Source organism: Massilia sp., assembly GCF_032106685.1.
GTDB lineage: Bacteria > Pseudomonadota > Gammaproteobacteria > Burkholderiales > Burkholderiaceae_D > Telluria.
This window is the reverse complement of record NZ_DAMCPG010000004.1, coordinates 113,756-129,319: the sequence shown is the minus strand read 5'-3', so window position 1 is coordinate 129,319 and position 15,564 is coordinate 113,756. Positions and strand designations below refer to the sequence as shown.

General features: G+C 69.1%; 15 protein-coding genes. 14 read left to right on the top strand and 1 reads right to left on the bottom strand.

The window, feature by feature from the left end; translation table 11 throughout:
- The first annotated feature begins 306 nt into the window (after positions 1-306).
- The 4 genes from RT688_RS04390 to RT688_RS04375 all read left to right on the top strand — a co-directional run bounded on the left by RT688_RS04390 (position 307) and on the right by RT688_RS04375 (position 5,920).
- Positions 307-1,020 carry a PEP_CTERM-anchored TLD domain-containing protein gene (locus tag RT688_RS04390; protein WP_313703627.1) on the top strand — a complete coding sequence of 238 codons (714 nt, stop codon included), beginning with the start codon at positions 307-309 and terminating at the stop codon, positions 1,018-1,020.
- A gap of 9 nt (positions 1,021-1,029) precedes the next feature.
- Entirely contained in the window at positions 1,030-2,136 is a 1,107-nt protein-coding gene (locus RT688_RS04385; protein ID WP_313703626.1) for a TIGR03790 family protein, read from the top strand.
- A 209-nt stretch (positions 2,137-2,345) separates the two neighbouring features.
- Positions 2,346-5,324, top strand: coding sequence for an ExeM/NucH family extracellular endonuclease (locus RT688_RS04380; RefSeq protein WP_313703625.1), 2,979 nt, complete (start codon positions 2,346-2,348; stop codon positions 5,322-5,324).
- Between the two features lie 11 nt (positions 5,325-5,335).
- Positions 5,336-5,920 (top strand): NF038129 family PEP-CTERM protein, encoded by a 585-nt coding sequence (locus RT688_RS04375; RefSeq protein ID WP_313703624.1) that lies wholly within the window; start codon positions 5,336-5,338, stop codon positions 5,918-5,920.
- An 88-nt stretch (positions 5,921-6,008) separates the two neighbouring features.
- Here RT688_RS04375 and RT688_RS04370 read toward each other — a convergent pair whose 3' ends face one another.
- Entirely contained in the window at positions 6,009-6,293 is a 285-nt protein-coding gene (locus RT688_RS04370; RefSeq protein ID WP_313703623.1) for a hypothetical protein, read from the bottom strand.
- Between the two features lie 319 nt (positions 6,294-6,612).
- Here RT688_RS04370 and RT688_RS04365 point away from each other — a divergent pair, with 319 nt between their 5' ends.
- From RT688_RS04365 to RT688_RS04320, 10 genes are all read left to right on the top strand, one after another.
- A complete protein-coding gene (locus RT688_RS04365) occupies positions 6,613-7,044 on the top strand; it encodes a hypothetical protein (RefSeq protein WP_313703622.1) in 432 nt (143 codons plus the stop codon).
- Positions 7,045-7,206: 162 nt separating this feature from the next.
- Positions 7,207-7,635 (top strand): type II secretion system major pseudopilin GspG, encoded by a 429-nt coding sequence (gene gspG, locus RT688_RS04360; RefSeq protein ID WP_313703621.1) that lies wholly within the window; start codon positions 7,207-7,209, stop codon positions 7,633-7,635.
- A 30-nt stretch (positions 7,636-7,665) separates the two neighbouring features.
- Positions 7,666-8,865, top strand: a complete 1,200-nt coding sequence (locus RT688_RS04355) for a type II secretion system F family protein (RefSeq protein WP_313703620.1) — start codon at positions 7,666-7,668, stop codon at positions 8,863-8,865.
- Positions 8,866-8,888: 23 nt separating this feature from the next.
- Positions 8,889-10,541 carry a GspE/PulE family protein gene (locus tag RT688_RS04350; protein ID WP_313703679.1) on the top strand — a complete coding sequence of 551 codons (1,653 nt, stop codon included), beginning with the start codon at positions 8,889-8,891 and terminating at the stop codon, positions 10,539-10,541.
- Positions 10,534-11,370 (top strand): hypothetical protein, encoded by an 837-nt coding sequence (locus RT688_RS04345; RefSeq protein WP_313703619.1) that lies wholly within the window; start codon positions 10,534-10,536, stop codon positions 11,368-11,370. The genes RT688_RS04350 and RT688_RS04345 overlap by 8 nt, the downstream gene beginning before the upstream one ends.
- The gene (locus RT688_RS04340; protein ID WP_313703618.1) at positions 11,367-11,912 is read left to right on the top strand and encodes a PilN domain-containing protein; all 546 of its coding nucleotides are present in this window, start codon (positions 11,367-11,369) and stop codon (positions 11,910-11,912) included. Before RT688_RS04345 ends, RT688_RS04340 begins: the two co-directional genes overlap by 4 nt.
- Positions 11,909-12,478, top strand: a complete 570-nt coding sequence (locus RT688_RS04335; RefSeq protein ID WP_313703617.1) for a hypothetical protein — start codon at positions 11,909-11,911, stop codon at positions 12,476-12,478. Before RT688_RS04340 ends, RT688_RS04335 begins: the two co-directional genes overlap by 4 nt.
- Complete coding sequence (locus tag RT688_RS04330; RefSeq protein WP_313703616.1) at positions 12,475-12,999, top strand: hypothetical protein; 525 nt, start codon at positions 12,475-12,477, stop codon at positions 12,997-12,999. The genes RT688_RS04335 and RT688_RS04330 overlap by 4 nt, the downstream gene beginning before the upstream one ends.
- 38 nt (positions 13,000-13,037) lie before the next feature.
- On the top strand, positions 13,038-15,056 hold the full coding sequence (locus tag RT688_RS04325; RefSeq protein WP_313703615.1) for a secretin N-terminal domain-containing protein: 2,019 nt from the start codon (positions 13,038-13,040) through the stop codon (positions 15,054-15,056).
- On the top strand, positions 15,053-15,553 hold the full coding sequence (locus RT688_RS04320; RefSeq protein WP_313703614.1) for a type II secretion system protein: 501 nt from the start codon (positions 15,053-15,055) through the stop codon (positions 15,551-15,553). Before RT688_RS04325 ends, RT688_RS04320 begins: the two co-directional genes overlap by 4 nt.
- The last annotated feature ends 11 nt before the right edge of the window (positions 15,554-15,564 follow it).

Genomic DNA, 15,564 nt, shown 5'->3' with positions numbered 1-15,564 from the left:
CTGTGTCCACGCGGTATGGCACGGTCGAGTGACCTGGTCAGGTTTCCGTAGGGTGGGTTCTCGAACCCACGCGGTGCACCGGTAGTGACGCTGCGCCTCTTGCTTCGGACAGCGGCCCTCGCGTTCAAGCTGTTCGTGCGCTGCGCGTTGCTTAGCCATATGCCGCCGCCGTACCGCGTGGGTTCAAGAACCCACCCTACAAAACCCCGTCATCGTTCAGCGCAACATCCTTAAGTCAACAGTGTGAGACCCTCCAGCGGCCAGGCATACAATGACCCGGTCAGTGAACCCCCTCAGGAGGTGATCATGAAGACGCTCCTCGCAGCCGGCGCGCTGGCGCTGGCCCTTGCCGTTCCGCAGGCGTCGGCGCAGACCGGCGACCCGCCCCTGGACCCCGTACTCGAAGGCCAGCTCGAGCGCTGGCTCGGCGCCGGCGACCAGGCCTTCGCCAATCTGTATACCCGCCAGCCGGGCGACACCTCGCTCGACTTCCACGCCGCCGTCGACGAGCGCGGGCCGACCTTCACGCTGATGCGGGTCAGCGACCCCGCCGGAAACAGCTACCTGATCGGCGGCTACAACCCGCAGGGTTGGGAGTTCGACAGCGGCTGGAACCTGACCCCGCGCGACTTCCAGCGCACCGGCTTCCTGTTCAACTACACGGTGCCCGCCGTCTACCGCCAGGTGCTGACCGGTTTCGAGCTCCCCAGCCAGGGGTCGTTCCAGACCTATAACGCGCCGAACCAGGGCCCGTCGTTCGGCGCCGGGCCCGACCTGTTCGTCAACGACAGGCTCGACACGACCCTGTCCTGGCGCTTGAGCTACGGCGACCCCGCCAGCGAGGGTCGCAGCATCATCGACCAGAGCGTCGGCGGGCAGCTCTTCAGCATCGATGCGATGGAGCTGTACGCAGTGTCGCCGATTCCCGAACCGGCGCACGCGGCCATGCTGGCGGCGGGGCTGGGCCTGGTCCTGCTGGCGCAGCGCCGCGGGCGCGCACCCCGGCCCGGGCGCGCCTGACGGCCGGCCATGCCCAGGCGCCTGTGCGCGACGTTGTTGCTGGCCCTGCTGCACGGCGCCGCGGCGGCGCAGGCGCGCCCGCCGCCGCAGTTCGGCACGCAGCCGTCCCAATTGCAGCCCCAATTGCAGCCTCAATTACAGTCCCATCGCGGGTTCCAGTTGCAGGAACGCGGCGGCCTGCAGGCGGCGCAGCTGGCGGTCGTCATCAACGACGCCGACCCGGCCAGCGTCGCCGTCGGCGACTACTACCGGCGCCGGCGCGCCATCCCCGAGGCCAACGTGGTGCACGTGCGCATCGCGGGCAAGCCGCGCAGCCTGGAGCCGGAGCGCTTCCTTGCGCTGAAGGAGGAGATCGACCGCCAGCTCGGCCCGGACATCCAGGCCGTGCTGATGGTCTGGACCGCGCCTTATGCCGTCGCCTGCAATTCCATCACCGGCGCCTATACCCTCGGCTTCGACGCCGCGCTGTGCCGCGACACCTGCGCCGCCGGCCGGCCGAGCCCCTACTTCAACGCCGACAGTACCCGGCCCCATGCCAGCCACGGCATGCGCCTGTCGATGCTGCTGCCGACGGAATCGGTGGCGGCGGCGAAGGACCTGATCGACCGCGGCGTCGCCAGCGGCTTCCGGCTGGTGCCGGCCAGCGCCTACTACCTCACCACGCTGGAGGCGCCGCGCAACAGCCGCGCGGTGTTCTTTCCGCCCGCGGGCCGCATCGACGCGAAGAAATTGGCGACCCGGCGGCTGCGCGCCGAAGCGCTCGAGAACGCGCGCGACATCATGATCTACCAGCTCGGCAAGGCCAGCGTCGGCAAGCTCGACACCCTGCATTTCCTGCCTGGCGCGCTGGCCGACCACCTGACCTCGCACGGCGGCGATTTGCTCGGCGCCCGCCAGATGAGCAGCCTGCGCTGGCTCGAAGCGGGCGCCACCGCCAGCTACGGCACGGTCAGCGAGCCCTGTAACCACTGGCAGAAGTTCCCGAATCCGGCCGTGCTGCTGCGCCATTACGTGCAGGGCAACAGCGCCATCGAGGCCTACTGGAAGAGCGTGGCCTGGCCCGCCCAGGGCCTGTTCATCGGCGAACCGCTGGCGGCGCCCTACCGGCGGCGCTGATGACCCGATCCGCGTCGGACGCCCCGCCGGGGTGCCTTTCGAATGCAGATGTTGTCTGCATACCTCAGCCGCCGCACCGAAACGGGGATTGCTCGTCATTATCCTGTCAAATTGTAGATTTATTATCGTTTCCGATAATAAAATGCCTATCCGTAAGAACAACTCGTCAGTACAACTGTTACTTGCCTATCTCCTCACTCAGGATGCCCATGAAAAAGCACGTTGCAATACAAACTCCAGCCGGACGGCTGACTGTTCTGGCCGCACTGCTGGCCGGACTGGCGGCGCCGGCCTTCGCCACGCCGGGCGATGTCGTCATCAGCCAGGTCTACGGCGGCGCCGGCAGCGGCGGCGCGCTGTGGAACCGCGACTTCATCGAACTGTTCAACCGCAGCGGCGGCGCGGTCAGCCTGAAAGGCTGGAGCGTGCAGTATCAATCGGCGACGGGCACCACCTGGCAGGCCACCGCGCTGCCGGACGTCAGCCTGCAGCCGGGGCAATATTTCCTGGTGACGGGGCAGGGCGCCGCCACCGGCAACGACGTCGGTACGGCCGACCAGACCGGCGGGCTGAGCCTGTCGGCCACGACCGGCAAGGTCGCGCTGGCCAGCGTGGCCAAGCCGATGACCGCCCCGGAAGGCGAAGCGGTGGTCGACATGGTCGGCTTCGGCACCGCCAACCGCTACGAGACCGCGGTCGCGCCGGCGCCGTCGATCGTCAACTCGATCCAGCGCGCGCAACTCGGCTGCGTCGATACCGACAACAATGCCCTCGACTTCACGGCGGCGCCGGTCGCCGGCCCACGCCGCTCGACCTCGCCGCTGAACAGCTGCAATGCCGGCCCGGTGGTGCAACCCATCTTCCTGAACTGCCCGGCCAGCGTGCAGGCCGAGCAGGGCAAGGGCGTCGTCGCGGCCCTGAGCGCCAGCGACGACGACAGCATCGTCAATAGCGCCGTCATCGAATCGGGCGCGGTGCCCGGCATCGTCCTCACCGGCTTCGTGCCGGCCGGCGCGACCGGCGGCAGCGCCAGCGCGACCCTGTCGGTCGGCGCCTCTGTCGCCGCCGGCAACTATCCGCTGCGCGTCACCTTCGCCAACAACGATGGCCAGAACGCCAGCTGCAACATCGCCGTCAGCGTCGCCGGCCAGCTCACCATTCCGCAGATCCAGGGCAGCGGCCCGACCAGCGCCTACAACAACACCGTGCAGACCACCCAGGGCGTGATCACCGCCAAGGTCGGCAGCGGCTTCTTCCTGCAGGACGCGAATGGCGACGGCGACCCGGCCACCTCGGACGCGATCTTCGTGTTCGGCAGCGCCGGCGCGGCCAACGTGGGCGACCAGGTGCGCATCACCGGCACCGTCACCGAGTACAAGCCGAGCGGCGCGACCCGTTCCTACACCGAATTCAAGGACCTGACGAACGTCACGAAACTCGGCGGCGGCTACAGCATCGCACCGACCAATGTCGAGCTGCCGAACGCCGACCTGGCCCGCTACGAAGGCATGCTGGTGAGCTTCACCACGCCGCTCACCGTCAACGGCAACGCCTACCTGGGCGATCGCGGCGAACTGACCCTGTCGTATGGCCGCCGCGAGATCCCGACCAACCGCTACCCCGCCGGATCGACCGAAGCGAAGGCGCTGGCGCAGGAGAACGCCGCCAACATGATCGTGCTGGACGACGGCATTTTTGTCGCCCCGGCCACGATTCCCTACCTGGCCGACGACGGCACCGTGCGCGCCGGCGACACCGTCACCGACCTCACCGGCGTGCTCGATTTCGGCGCGATCGGCGGCGGCGGCGCGGCCTTCAAGGTGCAGCCGACCGTCACCCCGGTGTTCTCGCGCACCAACGAGCGCCTGCCCGCCCCGGTGCTGGCTAGCGGGAACGTGAAGGTCGCCAGCGCCAACGTGCTGAATTTCTTCACCACCTTCACCAACGGCGGCGACGCCTGGGGCCGCACCGGCCAGGGCTGCACCATCGGCGGCACCACCCGCGCCTCGAACTGCCGCGGCGCCGACAACATGGCCGAGTTCGTGCGCCAGCGCGACAAGATCGTCGAGTCGCTCAGCGCCGTCAATGCGGACGTGGTCGGCCTGATGGAAATCCAGAACAACGGCGACATCGCCGCTGCCTACCTGGTCGACCAGCTGAATGCGAAGATGGGCGCCGGCACCTATGCCGTCGTGCCGAAACCGGCGACAACCGGCACCGACGCGATCCGCGTGGCGATGATCTACAAGCCGGCCGCGGTCAGCCTGGTGGGCGCCGCGCTGTCGGACGGCGACGCCGTCAACAACCGTCCGCCGATGGCCCAGGCCTTCAAGGCCGCGAACGGCGGCGGCAGGTTCTCGCTGGTCGTGAACCACCTGAAGTCGAAGGGCAGCTGCGGCGGCGCCAGCGGCGGCGACAGCGACAAGGGCGACGGCCAGGGCTGCTGGAACGCCACCCGCGTCGAACAGGCCGCGCGCCTGCGCGACTACTTCCTGCCGCAGGTCGCGGCCGCGGCCAACGACCCGGACGTGCTGGTGGTGGGCGACATGAACGCCTACGGTCACGAAGACCCGATCCGCCTGCTGAACGCGGCCGGCTACGTCAACGAGATCGAGCGCTTCGTGCGTCCGCAGGGCATTCCTTACTCCTACGTGTTCGGCGGCGAGAGCGGCTACCTCGACCATGCGCTGGCCAGCGCCAGTCTGTCGGCCCAGGTCGCAGGCGTGGCCGAATGGCACAACAACGCCGACGAGCCGGATGCGATCGACTACAACCTGAACGACACCGCCGAGGACCCGTACGTGAAGAACGCCTACCGCGCCTCGGACCACGATCCGGTGGTGGTGAGCCTGGCCCTGGCGCCGACCTTCAGCGACGTGACGGCCTCGGCGAAGATCGCCAAGTCGGGCTTTACCATGAACCGCCTCACCGGCAAGTACAGCGGCACCGTGACCATCACTAACACGGGTGCCACGGCGCTGACGGGCCCGCTGCACCTGGTACTGCAAGGCTTGCCGGCAGGCGTCACGCTGGACGGTAAGAGCGGCGAGCAGGGCGGCGCGCCTTACCTGACGCTGCCGAACGCCACGCTGGCCGCCGGCGCCTCGGTGACCGTCACGACCACCTTTACCAACCCATCGAAAGTCAGCATCGGCTATACCGCCAAGCTGTTCTCCGGCACCTTCTGAGGAATTGAACCATGTTTAACCTGAAAAACCTGTTCGCCCGTGCGCTGCTGGCGCTGATGCTCGTCACCGGCGCCGGCGCCGCCTCGGCCGGTCCGATCTACCAGGTCACGATCGACACCAGGGGCATGAGCGGCACCGGCCTGCTCGACTTCGCCTTCCTCGGCCTGGAATCGTCCGGCGCCGCCGCCGCTTACCTGAGCGGCTTCAGCGGCGCGTTTGGCGATTATGTGCTGGAAGGCGATGCCAGCGGTACCCGCGACACCGGCATCGTGCTGGGGAACGGCAGCGGCTTCAACGACTATCTGCAGGCGGTCATGCTGGGCGACCTGTTCCGCTTCACCGTGCGCTTCGATGTGGCGCCCGAGGGCGACGGCACCACGCTCGGCGTGGCCCTGTACAACGACGATCTGAGCGCTTATCTCGGCGTCGAGGGCAATCTGGCCCAGTTCGACCTGATGCCGGGCAGCGCCATCGTCGTTTCCGCGGACAACCCGCTGACCCGCGTCAGCGAAGTACCGGAACCGGCGTCGATGGCGATGATGATGATGGGCCTGATGCTGCTGGGCTGGACGCTGCGCCGGCGCGGTATGCGCTGAACGCGCGACCAGCCACGAAGGCTGGTAAAACCAGGCACACCCGGCCGCGGCCCGGTGTGCCTTTTTGTTTGGCGTGGCGAAAGGGGGCTCAGGCGCCGGCGCCGTCTTCCCGGGCGGCGCGGCGCATGGCGTCGATGCGGAAGGCTTCGGCATTGCCGTCGATGATGCGCAGTCCGGCGCAGCCGTTGGCGGCGCAGTCCGGCGCCGGGGCCTGGCCGACGGAGGCCGGGTCGACCGACAGGTCGACGACCGTAGTGGCGGCAGCGGTCTGGACTGGCGTCGTGGGCGTGTCGAGGTCGGCGCCGCCGCAGGCGCACAGGGTGGCGGCGATCAGGGAAATGCCGAGAAGGTTGCGCAGGCGTAGCGTGTTCATGATGTTTGAGGCGGGCTCGTCAATGATGCAGGCCATTGTATCGAGAATTTTTTCCAAGCATCAATTTATTTATGTAAAGATGAGCGACGTTAAAAGATATTGAACGTTAAATGAATGCAGGATAGGGGAAATTGGATGATGATAATAGGATATATCCCATCAGAAACAAGCTATTCCCCAAAGTAACGTTTTGTAGCGCTCGTCGCTTTGCCGCCACACGCGCGCGAGGCGGTGCGAGGCGATGCCGGGGAGTCACCGGAAACCTTGCCGAACTGGCTTGCACGCTTGACCATAGGCGCGGCAAGCGTATGATGAGCTGATGCGAAAACTTGTCCTTCTTTCACTGCTGGCCTGCGCGGCCTGCACCACCCGGGCCAACGGTCCGGCCACGCCGGCGGCCCAGCCTCCCTCGTCGGCCGCTGCGCCGGCGACCGCCCCCGCGACTGGCCAGCCGGACACGCTCGCCCAGATCAAGAACCTGATCGGCAAGGCGGAATGCGCGTCCGACAGCCAGTGCCAGGCGCTGCCGATCGGCGCCCGGCCCTGCGGCGGTCCGGCCAGCTACCTGGCCTGGTCCACCGCCACGACCTCCTCCAGCGACATCCAGGCACTGGCCGACCGCTACCGCGCCGAACAGCAGGAGCGCAATGCGCGTTCGGGCATGGTGTCCGACTGCCGGGCGATCGCGCCGCCGGCGGCGGTCTGCCGGGCGGGAAGTTGCCAGCTGACTGACGCATTGTCGGTCAGGTAAGGGCGGCGGCCGCTTCCCCTGTCTTTCCGTGTGCCGCGACAACGCTGGTCGCGGCAGCGGCGGCTTGCCTTGCCGCTTTGCGTTGCCTCTAAGACACCGCCATGGTAGTCTGTACGGATGCGGCCGCCCGGCCGATTCAGGAGTCATTGGATGTCGGAGTCTATGTCCGCCAAAGCCCCGCGCAACCGCGTTGACGGCTTCACGCTGCTCGAACTGTTGGTGGTCATCGTGATCATCGGCCTGCTCGCGGCCTATGTCGGCCCGAAGTATTTTTCCCAGCTCGGCAAGTCGGAAGTGACGATCGCCAAGGCCCAGATCGAGGCCTTCGAGAAGTCGCTCGACACCTACCGCCTGGACGTCGGCCGCTACCCGACCGGGGAAGAGGGGCTTGCCGCCCTGATGACGGCCCCGGCCAGCGCCGGCGCCAAGTGGAACGGTCCCTACCTGAAGAAGGGCGTGCCGATGGACCCATGGGGCCATCCGTATCAATACCGTTCGCCCGGCAGCAAGGGAGAATACGAGATCGTCTCGTTCGGCAAGGACGGGCAGCCAGGCGGCACCGGCGACAACGCCGATATCTCCTCGCTCTGATCCACCCCTCATCCACCCGGGCACGTCCACATGCAGTTTGCGGTTCGCACCCTCGCGCCCGATCTGTCGATCACCAATCTCGTCGTCGACGCGCTCGATGAAGCCGACGCGCGCCGCCAGGTCGAGGCGCGCGGCCTGTTCGTCAGCGCGGTCGAGCCGGCCGCGCGTTTTACGCTCGATGCGCGCCTGGCGCGCCAGCGCGGCGGCAAGCTCTCGCTGGTCCTGTTCAGCCAGGAATTGCTGGCCCTGCTGAACGCGGGTCTCGGCATCGTCGAGGGCCTGGAGGCCCTGCTGGAAAAGGAAACCAACCCGGCTTCGCGCACGGTGCTCGAACGCCTGCTCGCCGGCCTGCGCGAAGGCAAGCGCTTCTCCAGCGTGCTGGCCGCCCAGCCGTCGCTGTTCCCGCCGCTCTACATCGGCATCGTGCGCGCCGCCGAAGGCACCAGCGACCTGCCGCGCGCCCTGTCGCGCTACATCGAGTACCAGCAGCGCATCGACACCGTGCGCTCGAAAATCGTCAGCGCCTCGATCTACCCGGTGATCCTGCTCGGCGTCGGCGGCGGCGTGAGCGCCTTCCTGATCGGCTATGTGGTGCCGCGCTTCGCCGAGGTCTACCAGGGTGCGGGGCGCAACCTGCCGTGGATGTCGCAGCTGCTGCTCGAATGGGGACAGTTCGCGGCCGGCCACGGCATGGCGATCCTGCTGTGCGCCGCGGCCTTCGTCGCGCTGCTGGTCGCCGGCGTGCGCCGCGCGATCAGGAACGGCGGCATCGCCCGCCTGCTCGCGCGCCTGCCCGGCATCGGCGAACGCGCCCGCATCTACGAGCTCTCGCGCCTGTACCTGACGCTCGGCATGCTGACCGAGGGCGGCATCACCATCGTCAACGCCATCGAGACCGTGCAGCCCATGGTCTCGAACACGTTGCGCCTGGCCTTGTCGAACGCCCGCGCCGCGATCGAATCGGGGCGGCCGCTATCGGATGCGTTCGAGGCCCATGGTCTCACCACGCCGATCTCGCTGCGCATGCTGCGCGTGGGCGAACGCACCGGCGAGATGGGGCCGATGCTGAGCCAGTCGGCGGCCTTCTACGACGGCGAGATCAGCCGCTGGATCGACCGCTTCACGCGCACCTTCGAGCCGCTCCTGATGGCGGCCATCGGCCTGGTGGTCGGCGCCATCGTGGTGCTGCTGTACATGCCGATCTTCGACCTTGCCGGGGACATGTCGTGAGCGTCATCGATTCCGCACTGTTGATGCGCGCACGCGCCCAGAGCCGCCAGTCGCAGCGCTCGCTGGTGGCCGAGCTGGAAGCCTTGAGCGGGTTCGAACCGCGCCAGCTGGTCGCCGCCCTGGCCGAACCCTTCGGCCTGACGGTGATGGAAACGGCCGAGATGCTCAGCCAGGAACCGGCCTTCGACCTGCTGCCGCTGGCGCAGGCCATGTCGCGCCACTGCGTGCTGCTGCGCGGCCCCGGCGGCCAGGTCACCGGCGTGATCGCCGACCCGTTCGATCTCGACCAGCAGACCTGGCTGTCGAGCCAGGCCGGCGCCACGCCGCGCGCGCCGCTGCACCTGCGCCTGGCGCTGCAGTCCGACATCCAGGCCTACCTGTCGCGCCAGGAGGCTTCGGCGCGCGCGGTCGATACCCTGGCCACCAGCAACGGCGAGGTCCGGCGCGACGGCAAGACCGCCGCCGTGCTGTCCTTCGCCTCGGTGTCCGAGGCGGGCAGCCCGGCCGTCAAGCTGGTCAACTCCACGCTCTACGATGCGCTCAAGGCCGGGGCGTCGGACATCCACCTGGAAAGCACGGCGTCCGGCCTGGCCGTGAAATACCGCGTGGATGGCGTGCTCGATCACGCCACCACGGTCGGCGGCATCGAGCTGGCCGAGCACATCATCTCGCGCCTGAAGGTGCTGGCCGAACTCGACATCGCCGAGCGCCGCATCCCGCAGGACGGCAGCTTCCGCGTCGAGGCGGGCGGGCGCGAGATCGACCTGCGCGTCTCGATCATGCCGAGCATCCACGGCGAGGACGCGGTCATCCGTATCCTCGACAAGCGCGCGATGATCGAAGCCTACGGCTCGCTCACGCTGGAAGCGCTCGGCTTCGACGCGCCCTCGCTGGCCACGCTGCGCACCCTGGCCCAGGAAGCCTACGGCATGCTGCTGGTGACCGGGCCGACCGGCTCCGGCAAGACCACGACCCTGTACGCGGCGCTCACCGAGATCCACAACGGCCGCGAGAAGATCATCACCATCGAGGACCCGGTCGAGTACCAGCTGCCCGGCATCCTGCAGATCCCGGTCAACGAGAAGAAGGGCCTGACCTTCGCCAAGGGCTTGCGCTCGATCCTGCGCCACGACCCGGACAAGATCATGGTCGGCGAGATCCGCGACCGCGAGACCGCCGAGATCGCCGTGCAGTCCGCGCTCACCGGCCACCTGGTGCTGACCACCGTCCACGCCAACAACGTGTTCGACGTGTTCGGGCGCTTTACCCACATGGGCATCGATCCCTACGCATTCGTGTCGGCGCTGAACGGCATCTGGGCCCAGCGCCTGGTGCGCATGAACTGCCCGCACTGCGCGGCGCAGTACGTGCCGAGCGACGGGGAACTGCTGGCGGTGCGCCTCGAGCGCGACGCCGTCGAGGATTACATTTTCATGCGCGGCAAGGGTTGCGGCGACTGCCGCGGCACCGGCTACAAGGGCCGCCGCTCGATCGCCGAGATCCTGACCCTGAACGACGAGATCCGCGAGCTGATCGTCGACAAGCAGCCGATCCGCCGCATCAAGGCCGCCGCCCACGCCAACGGCACGCGCAGCCTGCGCCTGGCCGCGCTCGACCTGGTGCGGCGCGGCGCCACCACGCTCGACGAAATCAAGCGGGTGACCCAGCATGCCTAGATTGCCCGGACAAACGCTGCGGCTCGGCATCGGCCACGACAGCCTGGCGCTGGTGCGCACCAGCCGCGTGTTCGCGCGCGGCGCCACCGTGCTGGCCGAGGCGCGCTGCGCCGACGCCAACGACCCGCAAGCCTTGGGCGCCGCCCTGCGCGCGCTGCTGGCCGACACCAAGGTCGCCGGCTGGCCGGTGAGCGTGGTGCTGGCCGACGAACTGGCGCGCATGTGGCAGGTCGCGCCGCCGCCGGGCGCGGCCAGGCTGGCCGACCTCGAAGCGGCCGCCGCGATGCGCTTCCAGGCCCTGTTCGGGGCGACGCATGCCGGCTGGAAGATCGCCGCCGACTGGCAGGCCACGCGCCCCTTCCTGGCCGCGGCGCTGCCGGCCTCGCTGCTCGACGTGCTGGAGCAGGCGGCGCGCGAGGCGCACTGCCATCTGGTCGAGATCGTGCCGCAGTTCGTGGTCGCGATGAACCATTGGCGCAAGCGGCACCGTCCCGGCGCCTGGTTCGGCCTGGTGCACGGGCAGGTGCTGACGCTGGCCGCCTACGACGGCGCGCTGCTGGCGGCGCTGCGCACGGCCGTGGTGCCGCCCGGCGCCGACCGCGACTGGCTGGAAAGCCACGTGGCGCGCGAGGCGCTGCGCGTCGGGGTGGGACGGCCGGAACGGTTGCAGGTATGCGGTCCGGCGCCGCGCGGCTGGGCCAGCCACGAAGGGCGCCTGAAGTTCGGCTGCACCCTGCTCGACGACGAAGACGAGGACGAGGGCGGGGAAGCCGTCGGCCACGCACGCTCCGCCGCCGTGCGGCTGGCCTGCACCGGGAGCGCGCCATGAAGCGCGTGCGCCTCGATTTTGCGCGTCCGAGCCTGCGACGCACCCTGTTCCACGCGCCGCGCCCGGCCTGGGGCCTGGTCCTCGGCGCGCTGCCGCTGTGCTTTGCGGTGCTGCTCAACGTCCTGCATTACGGCGAGGCGCGGGAAGAGGTGGAGGCGCTGCAGGCGGCCCTGCGCACGCGCGCCGGCGCGCCCGCGGCCCAGCCGCCGGCGGCGCGCCTGCCGCCGGTGGGCGAGCAGCAGGCCGCCGCGGTGAACGCCGCCGTCATGCAGTTGAACCTGCCGTGGCGCGCGCTGCACGACGCCGTGCGCGCGGCCACGCCGCCGTCGGTCGCGCTGCTCTCGCTCGAGCCGGACGCGAAAAAGCGCGTGCTGCGCATCACCGCCGAAGCGCGCGGCAGCGACGACATGATCGCCTACGTCGAAGCGCTCCAGAAGCAGGAATGGTTCGGCGCCGTCACGCTGGTGCGCCACGAGATCGGCGAACAGGACCCGAACCGGCCGATCCGCTTCCAGCTCGACGCCCTGTGGGGAGCGCCATGAAGAACGCCGCCCTCGCTTCGCCGGCCCTGCGCCTGCGCCTGGCCCTGGGGCGCCTCAGTCCGGTGCTGTTCCTGGCCGCGCTGCTGTACGCGGCGGGTTTCGGCACCCTGGCCTGGCTGGTGCCGGCGCGCGACGCCCTGGAGCAGGAACGCGAACTGGCGCGCCGCGCGGCTGCGCAACCGCCGCCGGCGCCCCCGGCGGCCCCGGTGGCAAGCGCCGATGCCAACCTGGCGCTGTTCTACGATTCGCTGGGCCAGAAGCGCTATGTCGAGCAGCAGGTGAAAACCCTGTTCGGCATCGCCGCCAAGACCGGCCTGGTGCTGCGCCAGGGCGAATACAAGAGCGGCTACGACCGCAACGCGAAGCTCCATACCTACCAGGTCAATTTGCCGGTGCAGGGGAGCTACGGCCAGGTGTGGCAATTCGCGATGCTCGCGCTGCGCGCGATTCCCTTCGCTTCGCTCGACGACATCAGCTTCAAGCGCGACACCATCGGCCAGGCCAAGGTCGAGGCGCGGCTGCGCCTGACGCTGTACGTGCTCGACACCCCGGGAGTGCCGCGATGAAGCCGCGCCACATCGTGCTGGGCCTGGCGCTGGCGAGCGCCGCGCTTCTTGCCGCGTTCGGCGACAAGACCCCAAGCGAGCCAGTGGCCGAGGCGGTCGAGCGTCCGGCCGCGGCGCCGGTGCCGGTCGCCGCGAGCGCGCAAGGGCCTGCGCCTGGCGCGCGCGAACCCGCGATCCTGCGCCTGCAGCCGCGCGACGAACTGGTCGGCGACGCCGGCAAGGCGGACGGGGAAGCGCTGTTCGCCAGCCAGGACTGGACGCCGCCGCCCCCGCCGCCGCCGGAACCGGGCCCGCCGCCGCCGCCGGCTGCCCCGCGCCTGCCCTACACCTTCATCGGCAAGTCGCTGGAAGAGGGCAAGTGGGAGGTCTACCTGGCCAGCGGCGAGCGCACGCATATCGCGGTCGAGGGCGGCGTGATCGACGGCGCCTGGCGTGTCGAGCGCATCGCGCCGCCGCTCCTGACCCTGACTTACCTGCCGCTGAACCAGGTTCAGCAGCTCAACATTGGAGCCTTCGACTAATGGTTCGTTCCCGGATTCGAGCGATCGCGGCAGCCGCCGTGGCCGGTGTCCTGCTGGCCGGTTGCGCCGCCCAGCGCGCCTACCAGGAGGGCAACGCGCTGGTCGCCCAGGAGCAGGTCGGCGCGGGCCTGGCCAAGTACCGCGAGGCGGTGGCGGCCGACCCCGGCAATCCGCTCTACCGCGCCGCCTTCCTGCGCGCGCGCGACGCCAGCGCCATGCGCCTGATCGAACAGGCCGAGCGCGACCTGGCCGAGGGCCGCGCCGACGCCGCCGCCGCCGGCTACCTGCGCGTGCTGGAGGTCGATCCGGCCAACGAGCGCGGCCGCGCCGGCCTGCGCCAGGTCGAGGCCGACCGCCGCCACAGCGCCATGCTCGATGCCGCCACGGCGGACGTCGAAAAAAAGGACTACGAGGCAGCGCGCCAGAAACTGTCAGCGATCCTGACCGAGCGCCCGGGCCACGAGCGCGCCCGCCTGATGCTGAACGAGGTCGACGAAAAGGCGGCCGCGCCGGCGCTTGAGACCACGCTGGCCGCCTCCTTCAGGAAGCCGATCAGCCTGGAGTTCCGCGAGGCGCCGCTGCGCCAGATCTTCGAGATCATCGCGCGCCATTCGGGCCTGAACTTCGTCTTCGACAAGGACGTGCGCGCGGACCAGCGCACCTCGATCTTCCTGAAGAACAGCACGGTGGAGGCGGCGGTGCACTTCCTGCTGGTGACCAACCAGCTCGAGCGCCAGGTCATGGACGGCAACACCATCCTGATCTACCCGAACGTGGCGGTGAAGCTCAAGGAATACCAGGAGATGACGGTCAAGACCTTCTACCTGGCCAATGCCGACGCCAAGAGCATCGCCAACACCTTCAAGACCATCCTGAAGTCGCGTGACGTCGTCGTCGACGAGAAGCTGAACCTGGTGATCCTGCGCGACAGCCCGGAGGCGATCAAGCTTGCCACCCAGCTGGTGGCGCTGCAGGACGTGCCCGAGCCGGAAGTCATGCTCGACGTCGAGGTGCTGGAGATCAAGCGCAGTCGCCTGATGGACCTGGGCGTGAGCTGGCCGGGCAGCCTGAGCTTCTCGCCGCTGATCGCGGCCGAGGGCGGGCCGATCTCGCTCAACGAGCTGCGCGGCCTGAACAGCGACACCATCGGCGTGACCGGCATCGGCGCGACCGTCAACGCCAACAAGACCGATTCCGACTCGAACACCCTGGCCAACCCGCGCATCCGCGTGCGCAACAAGGAAAAGGCCAAGGTCGTGATCGGCGACCGGGTGCCGAACATCACGACCACGGTATCGACCGGCGTCGGGGGCTTTGCCTCGCAGTCGATCACCTATGTCGACGTCGGCCTGACCCTGAATGTCGAGCCGACCATTTACCTGAACAACGAAGTCGGCATCCGCATTTCGCTCGAAGTGAGCAACCTGATCGATTCGATGACGACCAACGATGGTTCGGTGGCCTACCGTATCGGCACCCGTTCGGCCCAGACCCTGCTGCAGCTGAAGGACGGAGAGAACCAGGTGCTGGCGGGCCTGATCAGCAGCGAAGACCGCAGCAGCGGCAGCAAGGTGCCGGGCGTGGGCAGCCTGCCGATCCTGGGCCGCCTGTTCGGCAGCACGCGCGACTCGAACGACAAGACCGAGATCGTGCTGTCGATCACGCCGCACCTGGTGCGCACCATCCAGCGTCCGCCGGCCGGGGCTTCCGAGTTCAGCGCAGGCACCGAGGCCAGCTTCCGCCGCCGTCCGGATACGGCGGTGCGCCAGCCGGTCGTGGCGCCGTCCGCGCCAGGCGCCCGTCCCGCGCTGCCGGGCAATGGCGCATCCGCCGTCCAGCCGAACGCGCTGCCGGTCGCGCCGCCGGTCGGCCAGCCGCCGGTTGCGCCGGCGGTGCCGCCGGTGACCGGCATGCCGCTGTCGCAGCCGATCGGCACCACGCCGCCGCCCGCACCGGCCCCCTACACGCCGCCCGCGAACGCGCCGGACGTGCCGCCGCCGGGCACGCCCTACACCGCGCCGCCGGCCGTCCAGGTCACCCCGATCCCGAACCCATGATCCCGATCCGTGCCGCCGGCGCATACCCACGCCCGCGCGGCTTCACCCTGATCGAACTCCTGGTCACGCTGGCCATCCTGGCGCTGCTGGCCACCCTGGTCATCCCGGTCGGCCAGACCGTGGTCCAGCGCCGCAACGAACAGCAGCTGCGCCAGTCCCTGCGCGAGATCCGCCTGGCGATCGACGCCTACAAGCGCGCCAGCGACGAAGGGCGCATCAAGAAGAACGCCGGCGCCACCGGTTATCCGGCGAAGCTCGAACTGCTGGTCGAGGGCGTGCCCGACCTGCGCAGCCCGAAGCAGGCGAAGATCTACTTCCTGCGCCGCCTGCCGCGCGACCCCTTCAACCCCGATCCGGAACTGGCGGACGCGCAGACCTGGGGCAAGCGCAACTATGCCAGCGAAGCCGAGGAGCCGAAAGAGGGCGACGACGTCTACGACGTCCATTCGACGTCGAACCGGGTCGGCCTGAACGGCATTCCCTACAGGCGCTGGTGACAGGATGAGAG

Bases quoted from the DNA above. Each gene is read 5' to 3' on its own strand.
- RT688_RS04365 (WP_313703622.1), top strand. From the start codon at position 6,613: ATGCGAAAACTTGTCCTTCTTTCACTGCTGGCCTGCGCGGCCTGCACC.
- RT688_RS04345 (WP_313703619.1), top strand. From the start codon at position 10,534: ATGCCTAGATTGCCCGGACAAACGCTGCGGCTCGGCATCGGCCACGAC.
- RT688_RS04375 (WP_313703624.1), top strand. From the start codon at position 5,336: ATGTTTAACCTGAAAAACCTGTTCGCCCGTGCGCTGCTGGCGCTGATG.
- RT688_RS04330 (WP_313703616.1), top strand. From the start codon at position 12,475: ATGAAGCCGCGCCACATCGTGCTGGGCCTGGCGCTGGCGAGCGCCGCG.
- RT688_RS04390 (WP_313703627.1), top strand. From the start codon at position 307: ATGAAGACGCTCCTCGCAGCCGGCGCGCTGGCGCTGGCCCTTGCCGTT.
- RT688_RS04385 (WP_313703626.1), top strand. From the start codon at position 1,030: ATGCCCAGGCGCCTGTGCGCGACGTTGTTGCTGGCCCTGCTGCACGGC.
- RT688_RS04355 (WP_313703620.1), top strand. From the start codon at position 7,666: ATGCAGTTTGCGGTTCGCACCCTCGCGCCCGATCTGTCGATCACCAAT.
- gspG (WP_313703621.1), top strand. From the start codon at position 7,207: ATGTCCGCCAAAGCCCCGCGCAACCGCGTTGACGGCTTCACGCTGCTC.
- RT688_RS04340 (WP_313703618.1), top strand. From the start codon at position 11,367: ATGAAGCGCGTGCGCCTCGATTTTGCGCGTCCGAGCCTGCGACGCACC.
- RT688_RS04380 (WP_313703625.1), top strand. From the start codon at position 2,346: ATGAAAAAGCACGTTGCAATACAAACTCCAGCCGGACGGCTGACTGTT.
- RT688_RS04350 (WP_313703679.1), top strand. From the start codon at position 8,889: ATGCGCGCACGCGCCCAGAGCCGCCAGTCGCAGCGCTCGCTGGTGGCC.
- RT688_RS04320 (WP_313703614.1), top strand. From the start codon at position 15,053: ATGATCCCGATCCGTGCCGCCGGCGCATACCCACGCCCGCGCGGCTTC.
- RT688_RS04370 (WP_313703623.1), bottom strand. From the start codon at position 6,293: ATGAACACGCTACGCCTGCGCAACCTTCTCGGCATTTCCCTGATCGCC.
- RT688_RS04335 (WP_313703617.1), top strand. From the start codon at position 11,909: ATGAAGAACGCCGCCCTCGCTTCGCCGGCCCTGCGCCTGCGCCTGGCC.